Origin of the sequence: Anaerococcus tetradius (assembly GCF_947087635.1) — a bacterium.
In the GTDB taxonomy this organism is placed as follows: domain Bacteria; phylum Bacillota; class Clostridia; order Tissierellales; family Peptoniphilaceae; genus Anaerococcus; species Anaerococcus tetradius.
Window position 1 is genome coordinate 1 of record NZ_CAMUDP010000009.1, and the last position, 21,485, is coordinate 21,485.

Consider the following 21,485-nt stretch of genomic DNA (forward strand, 5'->3'; position numbering starts at 1 on the left):
GTACGGTGGTGTGAGAGGTCGGTAGATGAATTAATCATTAACCTCCTACTCGATTTATAGTAAGTTTATTCCCTTGCTAGCTAGGGCCTTTCTTTGTTCATCTGGCCAGTAGGATACTTGAACTTCTCCAATGTGGGCTTTTTGGAGGAAGAACATACATAGTCTTGATTGGCCGATACCACCACCGATAGTTTGTGGGAGTTTGCCATCTATCAAGAGTTTGTGGTAATCCAAGTTTAGTCTGTCAAGATTACCTGTTAGCTTCAATTGCTCATTTAGTCTTTCTGGATTTACCCTAATACCCATTGAAGAAATCTCTAGGCAATCATCTAAGACTGGGTTGTAGACTAAGATATCTCCGTTAAGTTGCCAATCGTCATAGTCAGGAGCACGAAGGTCGTGTTTTTCGCCGTTTGATAGGGTCTTTCCTATTTGCATTAGAAAGACTGATCCATATTCTAGGACTGCTTCTCTTTCTCTTTCCTTGGCAGTTTTATCAGGATATTTTTGTAAAAGCTCCTCACTTGTCATAAAAGTTATTTGATCTTTGAGAAGTTTTTTCCTGCTTGGGATAAGAGTGCAAAGATATTCGTCGAGGGACTTCATAGTCCTGTAGATTGTTTCAACGATTTGTTTTAGATAGTCGACTTTTCTCTCATCATCATCCATGATTAGCTCCCAGTCCCATTGGTCGACATAAAAGGAGTGGGTGTTATCAGGAACTTCACAACGTCTTATGGCGTTCATGTCTGTGTATAGACCTTCATGCATTTTGAACTTGTATTCACCAAGGGCATATCTTTTCCACTTAGCAAGAGAATGGACAATTTCCATCTCAGCATGATCTGCTTCTGGAAGGTCGAATTTTACTGGAGTCTCGACGCCATTTAAGTTGTCGTTAAGACCTGAAGAACCTGATACAAAAAGTGGTGCTGTAACACGCTTTAAGTTTAGGTTATTGGCAAGGTTGATTTGGAAATAATCTTTTATTTCTTTAATCAACAGTTGTGTCTTGTAAAGATCTTCATTACTTTTGTAATTTTCTGGTATAACTAACTTATTCATATTAACTCCTTTTTTAATAAGTAATAATATACCCCAGTTCTTGGAAAAAATAAATAGAAAAGTTTTTACTAATTTGTAAAATGTGATATAATACTTACGAGTAGTCAACGTGGACTATTCGGAAATTTTTTCATAATATATAAGGAGAGACTATGAAAAGAAAAATTAGTGTTATGCTTTTATCTTTGCTTTTCGCGGTAACGCTTTCAGCATGTGGTGCTAAGGCTCCTGCTAAAGAAGAGGCTAAGGAAGAAACTAAAACAGAAGAAGCCAAAGATAAAAAAGAAGAAGCAAAAGACGAAAAGAAGGACGATGAGAAGAAGGCAAAGAGTGATTTGACAGTTTTTGCTGCTGCATCTATGACAGAGTCTTTAAATGAATTAAAGGCTATTTTCGAAAAAGAAAATCCAGATATTAATCTTGTTTACAATTTCGATTCTTCAGGAACTTTAAAGACTCAAATTTCTGAGGGAGCTAATTGCGATGTATTTATCTCAGCTGCTAAAAAACAAATGGATGCCCTTGATCCTAAGAGCGACAAGAAGGATAGCGATGTTACAATCGACTCTAACACAAGATTTGACCTATTAGAAAATGAAGTTACTCTTGCAGTAAAAGAAGACTCTGATAAGGATATCAAATCATTTGAAGATATCAACACAGATAAGGTTTCTACAATTGCCCTTGGTAACGCAGATGTTCCAGTTGGTCAATATTCAGAATCTCTACTTAAAAACATGGGAATTTGGGATGCTATTCAAAGCAAGGTTAGCTTTGGTTCAAATGTAAAAGAAGTAACTTCTTGGGTAAAGGAAGGTGCTGTTGATTGTGGTATTATTTACTCAACAGATGCTAAGGCAGCAGGACTTAAAATTGTAGCTACTGCAGATCCTGCTAAGCTTGACAAGAAGGTTATTTATCCAGCAGCCCTAGTTGATAAATCAGCTAACAAAGAAGCTGGTCAAAAATTCCTTGACTTCCTAAAGAGTGAGAAGGCAAGTGAAATATTTACTAAATATGGTTTTAAAGCTGCTAAATAGGTGAATTATGAATCTATTTCCCTTATATAATTCGTTAAGAATAGCGTTGATTTCAACTTTCTTTACATTCTTTATAGGGATATTTTTAGCATATCAAATCAAGAAATTAAATCCAACAATTAAGGGGATTTTGGATGTAGTATTGACTCTACCTCTAGTTTTACCTCCAACAGTTGTTGGATTTTTTCTCTTAAAGACTCTTGGTCCTAATAATTCTATAGGTCAATTTTTTGGCTCAATAAATGTAAGTCTTGTTATGAGATGGTATTCAGCTATATTTGCGACAATCATCGTAACTTTTCCTTTGATGTATAGGACTAGTAGGGGAGCCTTTGAGGCCTTTGATATGAACTTAAAATATGCCGGACAGACTTTGGGTAAAACAAATACTTGGATTTTTTGGAGGATAATTCTTCCAAATTGTAAGAAGGAAATACTCGCAGGTCTTATACTTGCATTTGCAAGGGCCCTTGGAGAATATGGAGCGACCAGCATGGTGTCAGGTTACATACCAAACAAAACTGCGACCATATCTACAACTGTTTATCAGCTTTGGAGGATAGGTCAGGATGGACTCGCTTACAAGTGGGTATTTATAAATGTAGCAATTTCTTTTGTTGTTTTGATTTTCCTAAACCTTCTTGAAAATAAGGAGGAGAAGTATGCTAATTTGTAAGATAAGAAAAGATTTTAAGAAATTTAGCCTTGATGTAGATTTCAAGATGGAAAATGAAACTCTTGGATTTCTTGGAGCAAGCGGATCGGGCAAGAGTTTGACCTTAAAATGTATAGCAGGTCTTATTAGACCTGATTCAGGAAAAATTATCTTGAATGGAAGGACACTTTTCGATTCAGAAAAGAAAATTAATTTGAAACCCCAAGATAGAAGAGTAGGCTATCTTTTCCAGGACTATGCACTTTTCCCAAATTTTACAGTCGAAGAAAATGTTAGGACGGGTCTAAGAGAGGATAGGGATATAAGTGATAAACTCAAGGAGATGCACATCTACCATATCAAGGACAAACTTCCTAAATATATTTCAGGAGGAGAAAAACAAAGGACAGCCCTTTGTAGGATTCTCGTCAATAAGCCTGATATACTCTTATTGGATGAGCCTTTTTCTGCCCTTGATGAGTTTCTTAAAAATTCTATCGAGGCGGAAGTTTTAAATATTATTAATAGATATGACCTTAAAACGATACTAGTAAGTCATAGTAAGGATGAAGCCTACAGGATTTGTGATAATATTATTAGTATTACTAAGGGCCATAGTGCCAAGAAAAAGACAACTAAGGACTTTTTCGCCAGACCAGATAGCCTTACTGAGGCAAAGCTTATTGGCATTAATAACTTCACAAGCTTTAGGGAAACTTCTCCTGGCAAGTATTTTGCCAATAATTGGGGAATTGAAATATCTGCTGATAAGCTTGATACTTCATCTCTTTATGCTATAAGGTCTAAGGATATTACAGTTTCAAAAAATAAAGAATTTAATAATTCCTACAAGCTCGATAAGTTTAGGCTTGTAGAAAATATTGATTCCTATACAATAATATACAATAGGGATCAAGAAAAGTACGATAATATAAGTATTAGCCTTGACAAGGAAGTCTATCAAGATGATTTATATTTCAAAATAGACCCTGATAAGCTAATTAAATTGAAAGAAGGATGAGATGAAAGATCAATTTGGAAGAGAAATTTCATATCTTAGGATTTCTGTCACAGACAGGTGCAATTTTAGGTGTAAGTATTGCATAGGAGATGATGGGGTGGATCTTCTAAAGCATGAGGATATTCTATCGTATGAAGAAATCAAGGAAATCGCAGAAATTTGTGCTGACTTTGGTATAAAGAAGATAAGGGTAACGGGAGGCGAACCCTTTGTAAGAAGGGGCCTTCTCAATCTCTTTGAGATGCTTACAAAAATAGATGGAATTGAAGATATTGGTGTAACCACCAACGGATCAAAAATCTACGATAAGTTAGAAAGGCTAAGGGAGCTTGGTATTAAGAGAATTAATTTTAGCCTAGATACCCTGGATAGGGATAAGTTTAGGCAAATTACCAAGGTGGATTGCCTTAATGAAGTGAAAAAATCTATAAATAAGGCCCTAGAGCTTGGCTTTAGGGTTAAAATAAATACAGTCCTTATCAAGGGCTTCAATGATAAAGAGGTGGATGATTTTATTTCCCTAACAAAAGATAGGGACCTCGAAGTAAGATTTATAGAACTTATGCCTATAGGTAAGGATTTGGACTTTGATAGGGAAAATTTCATGGAAGTAAGCTCCTTGCTTAAAAATTATTCCTATGAGGACCTTTCCTATGATGGGGTGGCGAGAATTTATAAGATCGACAGCTGCAAGGGAAGGGTTGGACTGATTTCTCCCCTAAGCCATAAATTCTGTACTTCTTGTGATAAGATAAGACTTACTTCTGATGGTAAAATCAAGGCTTGTCTTCATTCCAAGGAGGAGATAAGGCTAAAGGGACTTAGCAGAGAAGAAAAGATAGAAACTATTAAAAGGGCGATTTTTAGTAAGCCAAAAAGACATTATTTGAATAATAAGGGCAGTGAAAGCCTTAGGAGCATGAGCTCTATAGGAGGATAGATGGAAAAATTTAGTCATTTAGATGAAAATGGAAATGCGAGAATGGTCGATGTATCAGATAAAAAAGCAACAGATAGGCGAGCTGTAGCGAAAGCTTGCGTCCATTTGAATGAGAAGTGCTACAAGATGGTCAAAAATCAAGAGATAAAAAAGGGTGATGTCCTAACTGTAGCCAAGGTTGCAGGGATTATGGCAGCAAAGAATACCTCAAATCTCATTCCTATGTGTCATCCTATAAATCTTACTTCTATAGAAATCGACTTTAAGATGGACGATAACGAGCATAGGATTGATATTTTTGTAGAAGCTAAGCTAAATGCCAAAACTGGTGTGGAGATGGAAGCTCTTACGGGGGCAAGCCTAGCTGCTCTTACAATTTATGATATGTGTAAGGCCGTCCAAAAGGATATAGAAATAAGTGGTGTGAAGTTACTCAGAAAAGAGGGAGGAAAGAGCGGAGATTATGTCAATGAAAGTAGTATCGGTTAATATAAGCGAGAGGAAGGGTACAATCAAAGTTCCAGTAGAAAAAATCGAGCTTAGAGAAAATCATGGCATAGTTGGTGATGCCCATGCTGGAAATTGGCATAGGCAAGTTTCCCTTCTCGCAATAGAATCTCTAAGGAAAATGCAAAAGAAACTTCCAAGGCTAAAGCCTGGAGATTTTGCAGAAAATATTATGACAGAAGGCATCATCCTCCATACCCTTCCTATTGGAACTAAGCTAAGGATTGGTTCTTGCGAGCTAGAAGTAACTCAAATAGGTAAACAGTGCCATAAGGGATGCGAGATTAGAAATATTACAGGCGAATGTATTATGCCAACAGAGGGAATATTTGCTATTGTAAAAAAGATTGGGACAATTTATCCTGGAGATGAGATTAAGGTGGTAGAAAATGATTAAGAAAATTAGGGTAGAAGATGCTATTGGTCTACCTCTTCTTCACGACTTTACAGCTATCATGACAGATGGCTTTAAGGGAGTGAAATTTAAGAGGGGCCATATAGTAAGAGAAGAAGATATAGACGAGTTAAAAAATATAGGAAAAGATCATATCTATGTGGGTGAACTTGAAAAGGGTCAGGTCCATGAAGTAGATGCGATTGACGAAATTTCATCATTGCTTGTAGGGGAAAATATCAATATCTCAGACATAAGCGAAGGAAAAATAACTCTAACAAGTAAGGTCAGAGGAGTTTTTGTAATTAATAGGAAACTTTTAAGGGCTATTAATGAAATCGGCGATTACACAATCTCATCCAAGAGGTCTTATATAAGTGTCAATCCTGATGATAAATTAGCAAGTGGACGAATTGTTCCCCTATGGACAGAAAGATGGCAAGTCGAAAAAGCTAAGGAAATTTTAAAAGAAGGTCCAGTATTTGAAGTTAAGGAATTTAAAAAACTTAAAGTAGGATGTATCATTACCGGCGATGAAGTCTATTATGGAAGGATAAAGGATGCCTTTAAGCCTGTACTAGAAGAAAAATTAAGTAACTTTCCAAGCGAGCTTTTGGCCTACACTTTCTTGCCAGATGATGAAGAAAAGCTTGTAGAAACTTATAAGACCTACAAAGAAATGGGTGCGGATTTGGTAATATTTACAGGTGGCATGAGTGTAGATCCAGATGATATAACCCCATCTGCCATAAGAAGGGCTGGATCAGAATTTATCATCCAAGGCATACCAATGCAACCAGGAAATATGCTTACTCTTGCCAGAGATGGCAAAACATACCTAATGGGAGTGCCTGGGGCTAGTATCCATTGTAAAATTACAAGCTTCGATTATTTCCTACCAAGAGTCTTTGCAGGCCTTGATCTAAAAAAAGAAGACTTCCTAGAAATGGCTGAAGGAGGACTCTTGTGATTTTTACGGCAGCAGTCTTAACTATATCTGATAGGGCAAGTGCTGGTATTTATGAAGATAAAAGTGGCAAGCTTTTAGAAAAAGAGCTAAGAGATTTTGGTATAGAGCCTGTAAAATACGAAATAATAGCTGATGACTTTGAGAAAATCAAAGAAAAACTCATAGAATACTCTAACGAGTCAATCTCCCTAGTAATAACAAGTGGCGGGACAGGTTTATCCAAAAGAGACAATACACCTGAGGCAAGCCTTGCGGTTTTTGACAAAAGGGTTCCTGGTATAGGAGAAGCTATGAGAAAAGAATCGGCGAAAATAACTCCTAGGGCCTACCTATCAAGGGCAGAAGCTGGAATTAGAAAAGATACTTTGATAATAAATTTCCCTGGAAGCCCTAAAGCCTGCAAGGAAAACTTCGAAATAATAAAAGCCTTCCTAATACATGGTCTAGAAACCATAGCAGGAATTGATAAACATAATAAGTGATGGATTTTAATTTTTAAAATTTACGACAAAAAGCAGACTCCGAAGGGAAAGCCTGCTTTTTACTTTTCAACATTTAAAATTTTGCTAATTTTTTCGATAGATTCATCCGTAATCGTTGTCGACCAATTTTTCTTTAGGGCAGCTAGACTTCCCTCAAGATTCTTGGCCTTGAAGTTTTCTATGATAATCTTATGTTCATTGTATGTAGATGGGGCCTTGTGGACGTCTTTAGCCTTGTAAAAACAAATTTCGAATCGCTTTAACCTCTTTTTCAATCTGTCTAGTATTGGCTTAATCTCCTTGTTTTCGGTAAGGGAGATGATTAAATCGTGGAAGTCATTATCAAGCTCCATAACTTTCATGATATTGTTTTTCATATGTTCTTCTTTTATCTTCTCATTAATTGCTGTAAGCTTAGCAGTGAAAGAATCGTCGATTTTAGAGAAATTCTCCCTGAGTATATAAGCTTCTAGATCATAAATAAGAGGATAAATATCCTTCAGTCTTTCAACCCTAATAGGAGCGACCATGGTCCATTGGTTAGCCTTACTTATTACCAAGTCTTCATTTTCTAATTTAAGAATAGCTTCCCTAACTGGCGTTCTTGATATACCAAGTTCTTTTGATAGTTCGGAAATCTTTAGCTGGGTATAAGGGGCAAGCTTACCTTCAATTATTTGATCGTGGATGATGTTGTATGCTTCGTCTTTTACGAAGGTCCTTTTTATTTTATTCGTGTCTTTTTTTGTCATAATTTGCCTCCCAATTCTGTATTATTATAACACATAATCAAAATTTAACACAAAAATGAAAACGTTTAAATTTTATTTGACAAGATGTGAAATTGATTCTATAATAAAAGTGATATATCACATACCACTTTTTATTATGGCTTAAGATTCAAAATTCACAAATTCTTTTTAAAGCCAGTCAAGGATGTATCGATTATAGTTAGAAAGGATGTAAATTTGGAAGAGAGATATAATATTGTACTAAATGATATTAGTAAAAGAGAAAAGGTGCCTCTTGATTTTATCAACGAGCAAGTAGTAAACACTGCACAAAAATTTCATGAAAGTTTTCCTGACTATGAGCCAACCCCACTAGTAAGACTATCAAACTTGGCCAAACAATTTGGTGTTAAGGAAATATTTGTTAAGGATGAGTCTTATAGATTTGGCTTAAATGCCTTCAAGGTTTTGGGAGGATCTTTCGCCATAGGTAAGTACATAGCAGACAAGCTAGGTCTTGATATTGAAGACTTACCATTCGAGAAAATGATTTCAGATGAAATTGGACAAAAGCTTGGAGATGTTACTTTTGTTACTGCTACAGATGGTAACCACGGCAGGGGAGTAGCATGGACTGCAAATCAACTTAAACAAAAATGCGTAGTAATAATGCCTGACGGTTCAGCTATCGAAAGACGTGATAACATAAGAGCCTTGGGAGCAGAATGTGAGATAATGGATGGGCTTAACTACGACGCCTGCGTTAGACTAGCTAATAAGAATGCTGAAGAAAAAGGCTGGGTAATGGTTCAAGATACAGCTTGGGAAGGATATGAAAAGATTCCTACATGGATTATCCAAGGATATGCAACACTCGCAAAAGAAGCAAATGATCAACTAAAAGAAGCAGGCTTTAAGCCAAGCCATATTTTTGCTCAAGCAGGAGTAGGATCTTTTGCAACAGGAGTTACAGGATATTTCTCATCTGTTTATAAGGCAGAAGAAAAACCATTCATAACTATAGTTGAGCCAGAAAAAGCAAATTGCAACTTCATAACAGCTAAGGCTGATGATGGTAAGATTCACCATGTTACAGGTAAGATGGATACAATAATGGCAGGTCTTGCTTGTGGTGAACCTGTTACAGTTGGTTGGCCAGTGCTTCATTCTTATGCTGACGCTTTCCTTTCAGTTCCAGATAAGGCAGCAGCTAGGGGAATGAGAATATTAGGAAATCCACTAAAGGATGATAGGAAAATCATCTCAGGAGAAAGTGGAGCTGCAACAATGGGTCCTCTTTCAGAAATTCTTCAAAGAAAAGACTTGGAAGAAATAAAGAAAGACTTAAAATTAGACGAAAATTCTGTAATACTTCTAATTTCTACAGAAGGCGATACAGACTATGAACACTACAGAAGAGTTGTTTGGGATGGAATTTATCCTAACGAAGAAGAATATAAATACACTATACAAAGATAATAACAAGGAGAAAAAAATATGACACAAGATATCAAAAAATTAATCGACGAACTACAAGAACTTGACCACGAAAAACTTTTCGGAAATGACTTCTTCCACACATGGGATAAATCACAAGACGAACTTAAAGCAATCTGGAAAACAGCAGACATCCTAAGAGCTATGAGAGAAGAAAATATCTCACCAAAAATCTTTGACTCAGGTCTTGGAATTTCACTTTTCAGAGACAACTCAACAAGAACAAGATTCTCTTTTGCTTCAGCTTGCAACCTTCTAGGTCTTGAAGTTCAAGACTTAGATGAAGGAAAAAGCCAAATCGCTCACGGTGAAACAGTAAAAGAGACAGCAAACATGATTTCTTTCATGGCTGATGTTGTTGGTATCAGAGATGATATGTATATAGGCAAAGGCTACAAATATATGAAAGAATTCTCAGAATATGTACAAGAAGGATATGATGATGGCGTTCTTGAACAAAGACCAACCCTAGTTAACCTTCAATGCGACATTGACCACCCAACTCAATCAATGGCTGACCTTAACCATGTAATTCACGAATTTGGTGGAATTGAAAACCTAAAGGGCAAAAAAGTAGCTATGACATGGGCTTACTCACCATCATATGGTAAACCACTTTCAGTACCACAAGGTATTTCTGGTCTATTTACAAGACTTGGAATGGATGTAGTTCTAGCTCACCCAGAAGGATATGAAATAATGCCAGAAGTTGAAGAAATCGCTAGAAAGAACGCTGAACAATACGGTGGAAGCTTCAAGGTTACAAACTCAATGGAAGAAGCATTCAAGGATGCTGATATAGTTTATCCAAAATCTTGGGCACCATTCGCAGCTATGGAAGAGAGAACAAAGCTTTATGGAGAAGGTGATCAAAAGGGAATTGATGAACTTGAAAAGAGACTTCTAGAACAAAACAAAAACCACATGGATTGGGAATGTACAGAAGAGATGATGAAGCTTACAAAAGACGGAAAAGCTTTATACATGCACTGCCTACCAGCAGACATCACAGGCGTATCTGCAGAACACGGAGAAGTAGCTGATACAGTATTTGATAGATATAGAGTTCCATTATACAAAGAAGCAAGCTTCAAACCATACATTATAGCAGCTATGATTCTTCTACAAAAGGTAGAAAATCCAGAAGAAAAACTAAGAGAATTAGTTGACAAAGCAAAGAAGAGATTAGATAAATAAGGAGGAAAAAATGACAGAATTTAAAAATATTGATTTTGACGCTATTAAAGAAAAAGCAGGCGAATATAAAGAAGACATGGTAGCTTTCTTAAGAGATTTAATCAAACTTAAAGGTGAATCTTGCGAAGAAGGCGACAAGGCAAAAAGAATTAAAGCCGAAATGGAAAAAGTTGGCTTTAACAAGGCTTGGATTGATGGACAAGGAAACGTACTTGGAGAAATGGGTGAAGGTAAAAGACAAATTGCTTTTGATGGCCATATCGACACAGTAGGTATAGGAAATATAGAAAACTGGAAATTCGATCCATATGATGGCTTCGAAGATGATAACTTTATAGGTGGACGTGGAAGTTCAGACCAACTTGGTGGACCAGTTGCTGCAGTATATGGAGCAAAAATCCTTAAAGACCTTGGCTACCTAAACGATGAATACAGAGTTTTAGTTACAGGAACAGTTCAAGAAGAAGACTGTGATGGAAACTGCTGGTTATATATGATTGAACAAGAAGGTATCAAACCAGAATTTGTAGTATCAACAGAACCAACAGATGGTGGTATCTATAGAGGACAAAGAGGAAGAATGGAAATCAGGGTTGACGTACAAGGAGTTTCTTGCCATGGTTCAGCTCCAGAAAGAGGAGATAACGCAATCTACAAGATGGCTGACATCCTTAAAGAAATCGAAGCATTAAACGAAAACTCAGCTGACGATTCAGTTGAAATAAAAGGTCTTGTAAAGATGCTTGATGAAAAATACAACCCAGAATACAAAGAAGCTAACTTCCTTGGACGTGGAACAGTAACAACAAGCCAAATCTTCTTTACATCTCCATCAAGATGTGCAGTAGCAGATTCATGCTCAATCTCACTAGACAGAAGAATGACAGCTGGTGAAACATGGCAATCTTGTATCAAAGAAATTGAAGATCTTCCATCAGTTAAAAAACATGGAGCAAAAGTTTCTATGTATGACTACAAGAGAGCAAGCTGGAAAGGTCTTGAATATGAACAAGAAGCTTACTTCCCAACATGGGTAATTCCAGAAGATCACCAAGTTACAAAAGCTCTTGAAGATGCTTACAAGAACCTTTACGGTGATAAGAGAATAGCTCCTCCAATTGAAAAAGAAGAAGAAAAAAGAAAAGCTCGTCCACTAACAGACAAATGGACATTCTCAACAAATGGTGTAGCTATAATGGGTCGTCACAATATCCCAACAATAGGATTTGGACCAGGAGCAGAAGACCAAGCTCACGCACCAAACGAAGTTACATTCAAACAAGACTTAGTTACATGTGCAGCAGTTTACGCAGCCCTACCACTTGTTTACACACAAGAAACAAAATAAGAAAAAATAATAGGAGTATAAAATGAGTGCAGAAAATGCTCAAGTGCAAAAAGGTGATATTGTTGATTTAACTAGTAATGGATTAGAAGAAATCAACAAATATGACAATGATTATAATGATATGAGTGCTCCTATACCATCAGCTAAAAGAGATTGGCGAACTAAAGATATCGCCAATCTCTGGATTGGTATGATTGTATCGATAGCAGTCTATCAAGTAGCCAGCGGATTATTAGTTTCAGGAATGAGCTGGGTACAAGCATTATTTACTGTAGTTTTAGGACATACGATAGTAATGGGTGTGGCAATAGCATTAGGTCACTTTGGTACAAAATATGGTCTAACCTATCCTATGCTAAGTAAAATCGTTTTCGGCAAGAAAGGGACAATATTCCCATCAATTATTAGAGCGGTTCTAGGTGTATTTTGGTTCGGCGTTCAGGCATGGATAGGAGGCCAAGCGGTATATACAATAATTGGAGCGATATATCCTAATTGGTTAAATATGGGTTTTAGTTCCCAGTTTGTTTCCTTCATAATATTCTGGATTATGAATGTATATATAGCAGCTTCTGGAAGCAAGGCTGTAAAGATATTAGAAGGTGTTTCAGCTCCTATATTGATAGTTCTAAGTTTAATAGTTATAGTTTGGGGACTATCAACAGCTGGATGGAGTTTGAACACTTTGTTGAATGTAAAAATACTACAAGCTGATCCTAAAGTTGATTTTTGGAAATTGTTTTGGCCAGCACTTTCAGCAATGATTGCATTTGATGGCGGTATAGCACTATCAATGCCTGATTTTACAAGACATTGTGTAGATCAAAAATCTCAGAGTGTAGGACAAATAATAAGCGCTCCATTGATGACATTTTATATTTCCTTTGTAGGAATGTGCGGAACAGCAGGAGGTCTACTTGCATTTGGTGCTGAAATATGGGAACCAGCTGTTTTAGTAGGTCATTTTCCTAGCGTGTTTATAAGAATAGTATTCTCAATATTTATTATAATGGCAGTTTTAACAACTAACGTTGCAGGAAATCTTATTCCTCCAGTTAATATTGCTGCTACTTTAACAAAAAATAAATTTAATTATAAAACAGTAACAATATGCGTTGCCCTATTAGCTTTATTAGCAAGACCATGGGATTCCTTATCAAGTGCTTACAACTTAATATTTAATGTAACACAATTATTAGGCGCTTTGATTGGGCCGATTTCTGGAATCTATCTGGTAGCATATTTGTTTGAATATAAAACAAATATTGACTTAGTAGATACTTTTAAAGTAGATGGTGGTAAATATTATTACAATAATGGTTGGAATATACCAGTCATATTTTTGTTTTTAGCAATGACATTATTGATATTTGCTGGAAGATTTGTAGATAGTTTATCTTGGATATTTAATAATGCATATGTATTTGGTGTAATAGCAACAGGTATTTTATATTATATTTATGTAAGGTTCATAAAAAAGTAGATTATTTAGGAGAATGATATGACTTTAATTATAAAAAATGCAAATTTATTTGGAAACAATACAGTAGATATTAAAATTAACAAGGAAAAAATAGAAGCTATAGGAAAAAATCTTGATGATAAAGATTGTGAATTATATGATGCAGAAAATCGACTTGTATTACCTGGCGGGGTAGATGTTCACACTCATATGTCATTGGATTTAGGACAATATGTAGCGGTAGATGATTTTCATACAGGAACTAGAGCGGCAGCTCATGGAGGAACAACTAGTATTGTTGATCATATTGCGTTTGGACCAAAAGAAAGTTATGTTGCTGAAATGATAAAACATTATCATGAGCTAGCAGATGGTAAGGCTATAATTGATTATTCTTTTCATGGAGCACTTCAAGATGCAAGAGATGAAACTCTCAGACAAATTGAAGAACTCCACAAAAATGAAGGAATAGTTTCAGAGAAAATATATACCACATATGGCGGAAAGATTAATGATGATCAAATATTAAGGGTCTTGAAAAAAGCTAAAGAAACAGGAACAGTTGTTTGTATTCATTGTGAAAATGATGGATCAATTCAAGAGTTAAGAGCTGAAACTGAAAAAGAAGGTAAACTTGATCCTATCTATCATGCAAAAACAAGGCCGGCGGAAACAGAAGCTGAAGCAATCAATAGACTAATCTATTTATCTGAAATAGCTGGTTTTCCAAAATTATATATAGTTCATACATCAACAGAACTTGGTCTGAGAGAAATAATTAAAGCAAGAAAAAGAGGAGTAAAAAATCTCTTCTGTGAAACTTGTACCCAATATTTAATGCTTAATGAAAATAAGTATATTGAAGGCGGTAACGAAGAAGGTATTAAATACATCATGGCACCACCACTAAGAAAACAAACGGATCAAGATTTCTTATGGGAAGGAATTAGGAATGGTCATGTAAATGTTGTCGCAACTGATCATTGCCCATTCTTCTACGAAACAGAAAAATTACCTCATAAAGATAATTTCTTAACCTGCCCTGGTGGGATACCTGGGGTAGAGGAAAGAGTTGAACTGATTATTAGTGAAGGTCTTAGAAGAGGAATTAGCTTAGAAAGACTAATTGAGGTACTAATGATTAATCCAGCCAAGATTTTTGGTTTGTATCCAAAGAAAGGAAATATTATTCCTGGAGCTGATGCTGATATCATAGTATTAGATAAAAAGGAATATATTATAAAACAAGAAAATAGACACTCTATTGTCGATTACACCACCTACGAAGGAATGAAGTCAGATTATGAAGTAGCTACTGTTTTGTGTAGGGGTAGTTTCATCCTTAAAGATGGTGAATACCTTGGTAAACAAGGTTATGGACAATTTATTAAAAGGAAGTTTGATGAATAAGAAAATATTAGTAGCTCTTGGGGGTAATGCTTTAGGCAATACCCCTTCTGAGCAAAAAGAAGCGGTAAAAATAACAGCTACTGCTATTGCAGGGCTAGTTAAAGAAGGTTACAAGGTTATAGTTTGCCATGGAAATGGCCCACAAGTTGGTATGATTAACTTAGCTATGACGACAGGTGCAGAGGCTAATCCTAAAGTTCCATTTATGCCTTTTCCTGAATGCGGAGCTATGAGCCAAGGATATATTGGCTATCATCTTCAAAATGCTCTTGAAAATGAGTTTATCAAAGATGGTATAGAAAACCCAGTGGTAAGCCTAGTAAGCCAAGTTATGGTAGATGATAAAGACCCTGCTTTTTCTAATCCAACCAAGCCAATCGGAGACTTCTATACAGAAGAAGAAGCTAAGAAGCTTGAAGAAGAAAAAGGCTTTGTGATGAAAGAGGATGCAGGTCGTGGTTATAGACGTGTTGTAGCAAGCCCTAAGCCAGTTGATATAGTAGAAAAAAGAGCTATCACAACCCTATCAGATAGTGGATGTGTAGTAATTGCTGCTGGTGGTGGCGGAATTCCTGTTATAAGAGAAAATGACAGCTATGTAGGAGTTGATGCTGTTATTGACAAGGACTTCTCTTCAGCTAAGCTTGCAGAGCTTGTTGATTGTGATGTGCTTGTAATTCTTACAGCAGTTGAGAAAGTTGCTATCAATTTTGGAAAAGAAAATCAAGAAGACTTAGATAGATTGACTATCGAAGAAGCTGAAAGGCATATAGCAGATGAGCAATTTGCCAAAGGATCTATGCTACCAAAAGTAGAAGCTGCTATGAGCTTCGTTGATAGCAAAGAAAATAGAAGTGCAGTTATAACTTCTTTGGAAAATGCTAAGGAAGCCTTAACTGGTAAGACAGGAACTTGGATTGTTAAAAATTAATAGGTAGGCGGCTAAGTACGCCTGCTTGTTAATATTTTTTGCATTTAAGAAGTAACCCTTTTCTTAGTTAGTGTAATATTATAGTAAATCTGGGCCATGACCCAGATAATTAGGAGAAATTATGAGTGAATATATGAGACCATTGCCGTTTAATCAGATTATTGAATGGGCGTTAAGTGAATATAAGAATGAAGGAAGAGTTTTTGGAGTTAGAAAAGAAGACTTTTACATAAATAAAACAGGCAAGAAATTGAAAACTGTTTTTGGTGATGAGATAAGTTCAGCTGTTGGTCCTGCTGCAGGCCCACACAGCCAACTTGCACAAAACATAATTGTATCATATCTAACTGGTTCAAGATTTATAGAACTAAAGACTGTTCAAAAAATGGATGGTAAAGAAATCCAAGAAGCTGTTAACAAACCATGTATTTTGGCAGAAGATGAATGTTATAACTGTGAGTGGTCAACAGAGCTTACAGTTGGAGAAGCCTTTAACGAATATATCAAGGCTTACTTTGCTATCCAAGTCCTTGCCAAAGAGTTTGGCCTAGCGGATAAGAAAGATTTTGCCTACAATATGTCAGTAGGTTATGACCTTGAAGGTATCAAAACCACAAAAATCGACAACTATATCGAAGGCCTAAAGGATGCTTCAAACACTGAAATATTCAAAGAATGTAAGAAATTCTTGGAAGAAACAGACCTTTTAGAAAAATTTGCTAAGGATGACTTGGAGAAAATCAGTCCTAATGTCTGCAACTCTATCACCCTATCAACCCTTCACGGCTGTCCAGCCCATGAAATAGAATCCATTGCAACTTATCTTTTGACAGAGAAAAATCTAAATACCTTTATCAAATGTAACCCAACCATGTTAGGTTATGAATATGCAAGAAAAACTCTTGATGATATGGGCTTTGATTATATAGCCTTTACAGATTTCCACTTCAACAATGACATCCAATATGAAGATGCAGTTTTGATGTTAGAAAGACTAATCAAACTCGGCAAGGAAAGAAATAAGGCTTTCGGTGTTAAGTTAACCAACACCTTCCCAGTTGATGTTAAGAGAAATGAACTACCATCACAAGAGATGTATATGTCAGGTAGGTCTCTTTTACCATTAACTATATCTATGGCAGCCATGCTTTCAAAGAGATTTGACGGAAATCTTCCAATTTCTTATTCAGGTGGAGCTGATGCTAGAAATATTAAAGAAATCTTTGGAGCAATTCGTCAACCTATCACAGTCGCAACAACAATCCTAAAACCAGGTGGATATCCAAGATTTAAACAATTAGCTGAGCTTACTGAAGATATGCTAGATAATGAATATGGAAGACTTGATGTTAGTAGGATAGTTGCCCTAAGAGATAAGATTATTAGCGATTGGCAAAATAATAAATTATATAGAGAAAAGGTTAAATCAAGAAAAACATCTTCAAACCTTCCTCTAACAGATTGTTTCAAGGCTCCTTGTAAGTATGGGGGTTGTCCAATTGCGCAACAAATCCCAGAATACCTAAAGCTTGTAGCTGATGGTAAGTTCGATAAGGCCTTTGAAGTTATAGCCAATGATAACACTGCACCAACAATTCTTGGTGAATTATGTGCCCACTACTGCCAAGACCACTGTACAAGGGTTGATTATGAAAAGACTCTACAAATCAGAGAAATGAAGTTAATTGCAGCAGATAATGCACAAAAAGCTTTCCTCGAAAAACTTGAGGCAGTTGAACTTAAATCAGACAAGAAAGTTTGTGTAATAGGTGCAGGTCCTGCAGGTATTGCAGCAGCATCTTATTTAAGAAGAAATGGCCTTGACGTAACAGTATTTGAAAAATTAAGTAAGCCTTATGGTATAGTTAGCCATGTAATTCCTGACTTTAGAATCGCAGATGAAGAAATTGACAGGGATTATCAAATAGCTCTAAAACAAGGCGTAAAATTCGTCTTTGATATAGAAGTAAAAGAAACTTACCAAGAACTAAAGAAAGAATATGACTATGTTATAGTTGCAACAGGTGCTTGGAAAGAAGGGGTTTCTCCTGTCAAAGAAGGATCTGAAAATATCATAGATGCCTTAGATTTCTTATGGCAAGCAAGGATGGAAAAGGGAGTAAAACTCGGCAAGAAGGTAGCAGTAGTTGGAGCAGGAGATGTTGCCATGGACTGTACAAGAACAGCAGCTCGTCAAGCTGGTGTTGATGAAGTATGCCTAGTTTATAGAAGAACTGAAGCCTACATGCCTGCAACCCAAGAAGAAGTAAATGATGTTAAGAAAGAAGGCCACAAGATACTAGAGCTACTTGCACCAATTTCTTATGATGGCAAAATCCTAAAATGCGAAAAGATGAAACTCGGTGATTTCGACCAAAGTGGAAGAAAGAGAGTTGAAGGCACTGGAGAATTTGTAGAAATGGAATTCGACAATGTTATAGGAGCAACTGGAGCTAGGGTAGATAGCCAACAATTTATCGACAATAATATTAACCTTGATGATAGAAATAGACCAAAACTTTTACCAACAAGCGAATCAAATATAGAAAACGTATATATCATAGGCGATTGCAAAACTGGAGCTTCTACAATAGTTAAGGCCATGGGAGATGCAAAAACTGTTGCCCTAGACATCCTCAAGAAGGAAGGCCTTGGAAATGACTTTAAGAAATTCGAAGTCAAAGAAGAGAAGGAAACACTCTACAATAAGAGAGGAAAACTCTTAGATGTAAAAGAAGGCAAAAACGAAGGAAATAGATGCCTCAAATGCGATCAAATCTGTGAAGTATGTACAGAAGTTTGCCCAAATAGAGCTAATGCACAAATAAGAGTAGAAGGCTTCAACAACCTCCACCAAATCATCCACCTAGATGGAATGTGCAACGAATGTGGCAACTGTGGAGTATTCTGTCCTCATGCTGGAAGACCTTACAAAGATAAGTTTACAGTATTCTGGAGCGAAGAGGATTTCCTTGACTCTACAAACGTAGGTATCCTAAACCTAGACGATGGAAGTTACAAAGTAAGATTAGAAAATGGAAATATCATCCAAACAAGGGATATGGAAAAAGATTTAAGTGAAAATCTTGTTAGATTAATAAAAGCCATAGAAAAAGACTATGCTTACTATCTAAAACCAAGTCTAGTTTTAAATAAATAAAAAAAGGAGCAAGCATGATAATTACAGCAAAAGCTATAATAGCAAACGACGAAGCTAATAACTTCTACGAAAATTCAGCAATCTTCATCAAAGACAATCTCATAAAAGATATAGGAAAAACTGAAGATATAATCAAAAAATATCCAAATGAAGAAGTTATCGACAAATCTGACAAACTTGTAATGCCAGGTCTAATTTGTGCTCACTCACACATCTATTCATCATATGCAAGAGGTATGGCTGCATCAAAACCAACCGACAACTTCTTCCATGTTTTGGAAAACCTATGGTGGGCCCTAGATAAACAATTAAAACTAGAAGACGTTAAAATCAACGGTCTTGTAACCTATATGGAATCAATCCAAAATGGTGTAACAACTATAATCGACCACCATGCTGGCCCAAACTCCATAGAAGGATCATTGTTTACCCTTGCAGAAGCAGCAAAAGAAGTAGGAATGAGAGCAAGTCTTTGTTATGAATTATCAGACAGAGATGGGATGGAAAAAAGAGATCAAGGGATAAAGGAAAATATAGCATGGATTAAGCAAGCTCAAAAAGAAGACGATATGCTTAGCGGTCTATTCGGAATCCACGCTTCCTTTACAGTAAGTGATGAGACCCTTGATAAGGCTAGAGAGGCAATGGAAGGTGTCTATGATGGCTACCATGTTCACGTTGCAGAAGGAATTGAAGATCAATGGGAAACTATCAGAAAGCATGGCAAAAGAGTAGTTGAAAGACTCGAAGACTTTGACATATTCTCAGACCATACCCTATCAGTTCACAACGTCCATGTAAACGAAAGAGAAATGGATATCCTAAAACACCACAATGCTATGGCAGTATTTAATCCAGAAAGCAATATGAATAACGCCGTAGGTTGCCCACCAATCCTAAGAATGTTAGAAAAAGGAATCCTCGTTGGACTCGGAACAGATGCCTATACCAACGATATGTTTGAATCAATGAAAGTATCAAACATCCTACTAGCTCATAATGCTTGCGATCCAACAAAGGGCTTTGCTGAAACCCTACAACTTCAATTCCAAAACAATCCAAAAATAATGGATAGATACCTAGAAAGAAAAGTTGGAAGAATAGAAGAAGGTGCTTATGCTGATATAATCACTATTGATTATGATCCACATACACCACTTAATGCTAACAACTGGGGTGGACATGCCCTCTTCGGTCTAACAGGAAGACTTGTAAATGATTCCATTATAAATGGTGAATTTGTAATGAAAGATAAGATAATAGTAAAGGTAGACCAAGCGAAAATCCACGCAGAATCAAGACAAAGAGCAAAAGAAATATGGCCTAAGCTCTAGGCAAAACTTAATAAACAATAGAGGATTTTATGGAAGATAAGAACTTTAAACAAATAGAAGAAATTGATCAAGATTTTGAGAATTCTCCAGTACCTGTTAATAGTAGAAAAAATTTTTGGGGCATAACCATTGTTTGGCTTGGATTCGTCTTTGTTATTACAAGTATGATAACAGGAGGAGGTTTAGCGGATGGTTTAAGTTTCAAAGATATTATTTTAACAATAGTATTAGGTAATATATTTTTGACAGTAATTGCTATGGCAGTGGCAAATATGGCTGCTAGAACAGGGTTATCCTTTGCTTTAATGACAAGATACTCTTTTGGAGAAAAAGGGTCTAAAATTGCAACGATGTTTGTACCAATTGTAAGTATAGGATGGTACACAATACAGTCTGCGATATTCGGTCATTTTGTATCTCAAATCTTTGGCATCACAGGATTTGCTGAGTTAATTATTCTATTTGCAAGTGCAATAATAATGGGACTATTTGCACTTAAAGGAATGGAAGCGATAACTGTGTTAGGTTATGTAGCAATTCCTGCAATAATATTCCTATCATTAGCAACAGCAATTAGATCTGGTGGTCTTGTTGGTTGGCACAATATTATAGATTATGCTCCTGATACAAAAATGAGTTTAGTTGAAGGTGTTACAATTGTAATAGGAACATGGGTTTTTTCAGCAGCTACAGCAATAGCAGATATAATGAGATTTGCTAAAACTCCAAAAGATGCTATGAAATCTGCAGCCGTAGGATTATTATTTGGTAATAGCTTGTTAATTGTGTGTGGAGCCATATCTGCTATAGGAAGTAATAATTCAGATTTAACTGAGGTTTTGTTAGGACTAGGGTTAGTAATACCAAGTCTTATCTTGATGACAACCAATATATTTACTACTAATGCAGCGAATATGTATTCATCTTCGTTAAACCTTTCAAATACTTTTTCGAAAGATAGGAAGAAGATTATTGCGGTTATTTTGATAATATCTGGATTATTATGTTTAACTAGACCATATCAGATTGATGTTTTATTTAAATTCCTTAATACATTAGGGATAATAGTACCACCTTTAGCAGGCATAATCTTATCAGACTATTATATAGTAAATAAAGGAAAATATGAAGAATTAGAACATGCTGACTTAAGAAAATGGAGTATAACACCATGGCTTACATGGGCAATAACGCTTGTAGCAGTGTACGTGCTTATAGGATTTTTTGGAACAAATGAAAGTCTCCTAACTAGAGTATTCGGATTACCTGCCTTGAATGGAATAATTTTCGCTATGATTTTATACCCAATCATTTATAAATTTGGTAAGGGAAAATAGGAGA

19 protein-coding genes are annotated in these 21,485 nt (G+C 36.1%); 17 read left to right on the plus strand and 2 right to left on the minus strand.

From position 1 onward, the window contains the following. Window positions 1–54: 54 nt before the first annotated feature. Entirely contained in the window at window positions 55–1,065 is a 1,011-nt protein-coding gene (gene asnA, locus P6936_RS04165; RefSeq protein WP_060928853.1) for an aspartate--ammonia ligase, read from the minus strand. Between the two features lie 152 nt (window positions 1,066–1,217). On the opposite strand from asnA, the gene modA reads away from it, so the two are divergent. From modA to P6936_RS04205, 8 genes are read left to right on the plus strand one after another with little or no spacing between them, the layout of a single operon-like run. Continuing rightward, entirely contained in the window at window positions 1,218–2,105 is an 888-nt protein-coding gene (modA, locus tag P6936_RS04170; RefSeq protein ID WP_276864118.1) for a molybdate ABC transporter substrate-binding protein, read from the plus strand. Between the two features lie 7 nt (window positions 2,106–2,112). Next, on the plus strand, window positions 2,113–2,781 hold the full coding sequence (gene modB, locus P6936_RS04175; protein WP_004836857.1) for a molybdate ABC transporter permease subunit: 669 nt from the start codon (window positions 2,113–2,115) through the stop codon (window positions 2,779–2,781). Next, window positions 2,768–3,781: a sulfate/molybdate ABC transporter ATP-binding protein gene (locus tag P6936_RS04180; RefSeq protein ID WP_276880927.1), complete on the plus strand. Its 1,014-nt coding sequence runs from the start codon at window positions 2,768–2,770 to the stop codon at window positions 3,779–3,781. Before modB ends, P6936_RS04180 begins: the two co-directional genes overlap by 14 nt. A gap of 1 nt (window position 3,782) precedes the next feature. Beyond that, on the plus strand, window positions 3,783–4,721 hold the full coding sequence (gene moaA, locus P6936_RS04185) for a GTP 3',8-cyclase MoaA (RefSeq protein ID WP_276880928.1): 939 nt from the start codon (window positions 3,783–3,785) through the stop codon (window positions 4,719–4,721). Further along, the gene (gene moaC / locus P6936_RS04190; RefSeq protein WP_004836860.1) at window positions 4,722–5,210 is read left to right on the plus strand and encodes a cyclic pyranopterin monophosphate synthase MoaC; all 489 of its coding nucleotides are present in this window, start codon (window positions 4,722–4,724) and stop codon (window positions 5,208–5,210) included. It abuts the gene before it with no gap. Then, on the plus strand, window positions 5,191–5,625 hold the full coding sequence (locus tag P6936_RS04195) for an MOSC domain-containing protein (protein ID WP_276864121.1): 435 nt from the start codon (window positions 5,191–5,193) through the stop codon (window positions 5,623–5,625). Before moaC ends, P6936_RS04195 begins: the two co-directional genes overlap by 20 nt. Then, window positions 5,618–6,592: a molybdopterin-binding protein gene (locus P6936_RS04200; RefSeq protein ID WP_276864122.1), complete on the plus strand. Its 975-nt coding sequence runs from the start codon at window positions 5,618–5,620 to the stop codon at window positions 6,590–6,592. The genes P6936_RS04195 and P6936_RS04200 overlap by 8 nt, the downstream gene beginning before the upstream one ends. Beyond that, window positions 6,589–7,074: a MogA/MoaB family molybdenum cofactor biosynthesis protein gene (locus P6936_RS04205; RefSeq protein WP_276880929.1), complete on the plus strand. Its 486-nt coding sequence runs from the start codon at window positions 6,589–6,591 to the stop codon at window positions 7,072–7,074. Before P6936_RS04200 ends, P6936_RS04205 begins: the two co-directional genes overlap by 4 nt. Before the next feature lie 59 nt (window positions 7,075–7,133). Here P6936_RS04205 and P6936_RS04210 read toward each other — a convergent pair whose 3' ends face one another. Then, a complete protein-coding gene (locus P6936_RS04210) occupies window positions 7,134–7,826 on the minus strand; it encodes a GntR family transcriptional regulator (protein WP_276861955.1) in 693 nt (230 codons plus the stop codon). 216 nt (window positions 7,827–8,042) lie between these two features. Here P6936_RS04210 and dpaL point away from each other — a divergent pair, with 216 nt between their 5' ends. The 9 genes from dpaL to P6936_RS04255 all read left to right on the plus strand — a co-directional run bounded on the left by dpaL (window position 8,043) and on the right by P6936_RS04255 (window position 21,481). Next, window positions 8,043–9,284 (plus strand): diaminopropionate ammonia-lyase, encoded by a 1,242-nt coding sequence (gene dpaL, locus P6936_RS04215; RefSeq protein WP_276880930.1) that lies wholly within the window; start codon window positions 8,043–8,045, stop codon window positions 9,282–9,284. Between the two features lie 18 nt (window positions 9,285–9,302). After that, a complete protein-coding gene (gene ygeW, locus P6936_RS04220; protein ID WP_004836866.1) occupies window positions 9,303–10,499 on the plus strand; it encodes a knotted carbamoyltransferase YgeW in 1,197 nt (398 codons plus the stop codon). 10 nt (window positions 10,500–10,509) lie between these two features. Next, window positions 10,510–11,847 (plus strand): YgeY family selenium metabolism-linked hydrolase, encoded by a 1,338-nt coding sequence (locus tag P6936_RS04225; protein ID WP_276880931.1) that lies wholly within the window; start codon window positions 10,510–10,512, stop codon window positions 11,845–11,847. Window positions 11,848–11,869: 22 nt separating this feature from the next. Further along, window positions 11,870–13,330, plus strand: a complete 1,461-nt coding sequence (locus tag P6936_RS04230; protein WP_276861958.1) for an NCS1 family nucleobase:cation symporter-1 — start codon at window positions 11,870–11,872, stop codon at window positions 13,328–13,330. Window positions 13,331–13,348: 18 nt separating this feature from the next. Then, a complete protein-coding gene (gene hydA, locus P6936_RS04235) occupies window positions 13,349–14,719 on the plus strand; it encodes a dihydropyrimidinase (RefSeq protein WP_276861959.1) in 1,371 nt (456 codons plus the stop codon). Then, entirely contained in the window at window positions 14,712–15,650 is a 939-nt protein-coding gene (gene arcC, locus P6936_RS04240) for a carbamate kinase (RefSeq protein ID WP_276880932.1), read from the plus strand. The genes hydA and arcC overlap by 8 nt, the downstream gene beginning before the upstream one ends. A 121-nt stretch (window positions 15,651–15,771) precedes the next feature. Then, a complete protein-coding gene (gene ygfK / locus P6936_RS04245) occupies window positions 15,772–18,810 on the plus strand; it encodes a putative selenate reductase subunit YgfK (protein WP_276880933.1) in 3,039 nt (1,012 codons plus the stop codon). Between the two features lie 14 nt (window positions 18,811–18,824). Next, window positions 18,825–20,144 (plus strand): putative aminohydrolase SsnA, encoded by a 1,320-nt coding sequence (gene ssnA, locus P6936_RS04250; protein ID WP_276880934.1) that lies wholly within the window; start codon window positions 18,825–18,827, stop codon window positions 20,142–20,144. 29 nt (window positions 20,145–20,173) lie between these two features. Continuing rightward, entirely contained in the window at window positions 20,174–21,481 is a 1,308-nt protein-coding gene (locus tag P6936_RS04255; protein ID WP_276880935.1) for a cytosine permease, read from the plus strand. Window positions 21,482–21,485 lie beyond the last annotated feature (4 nt).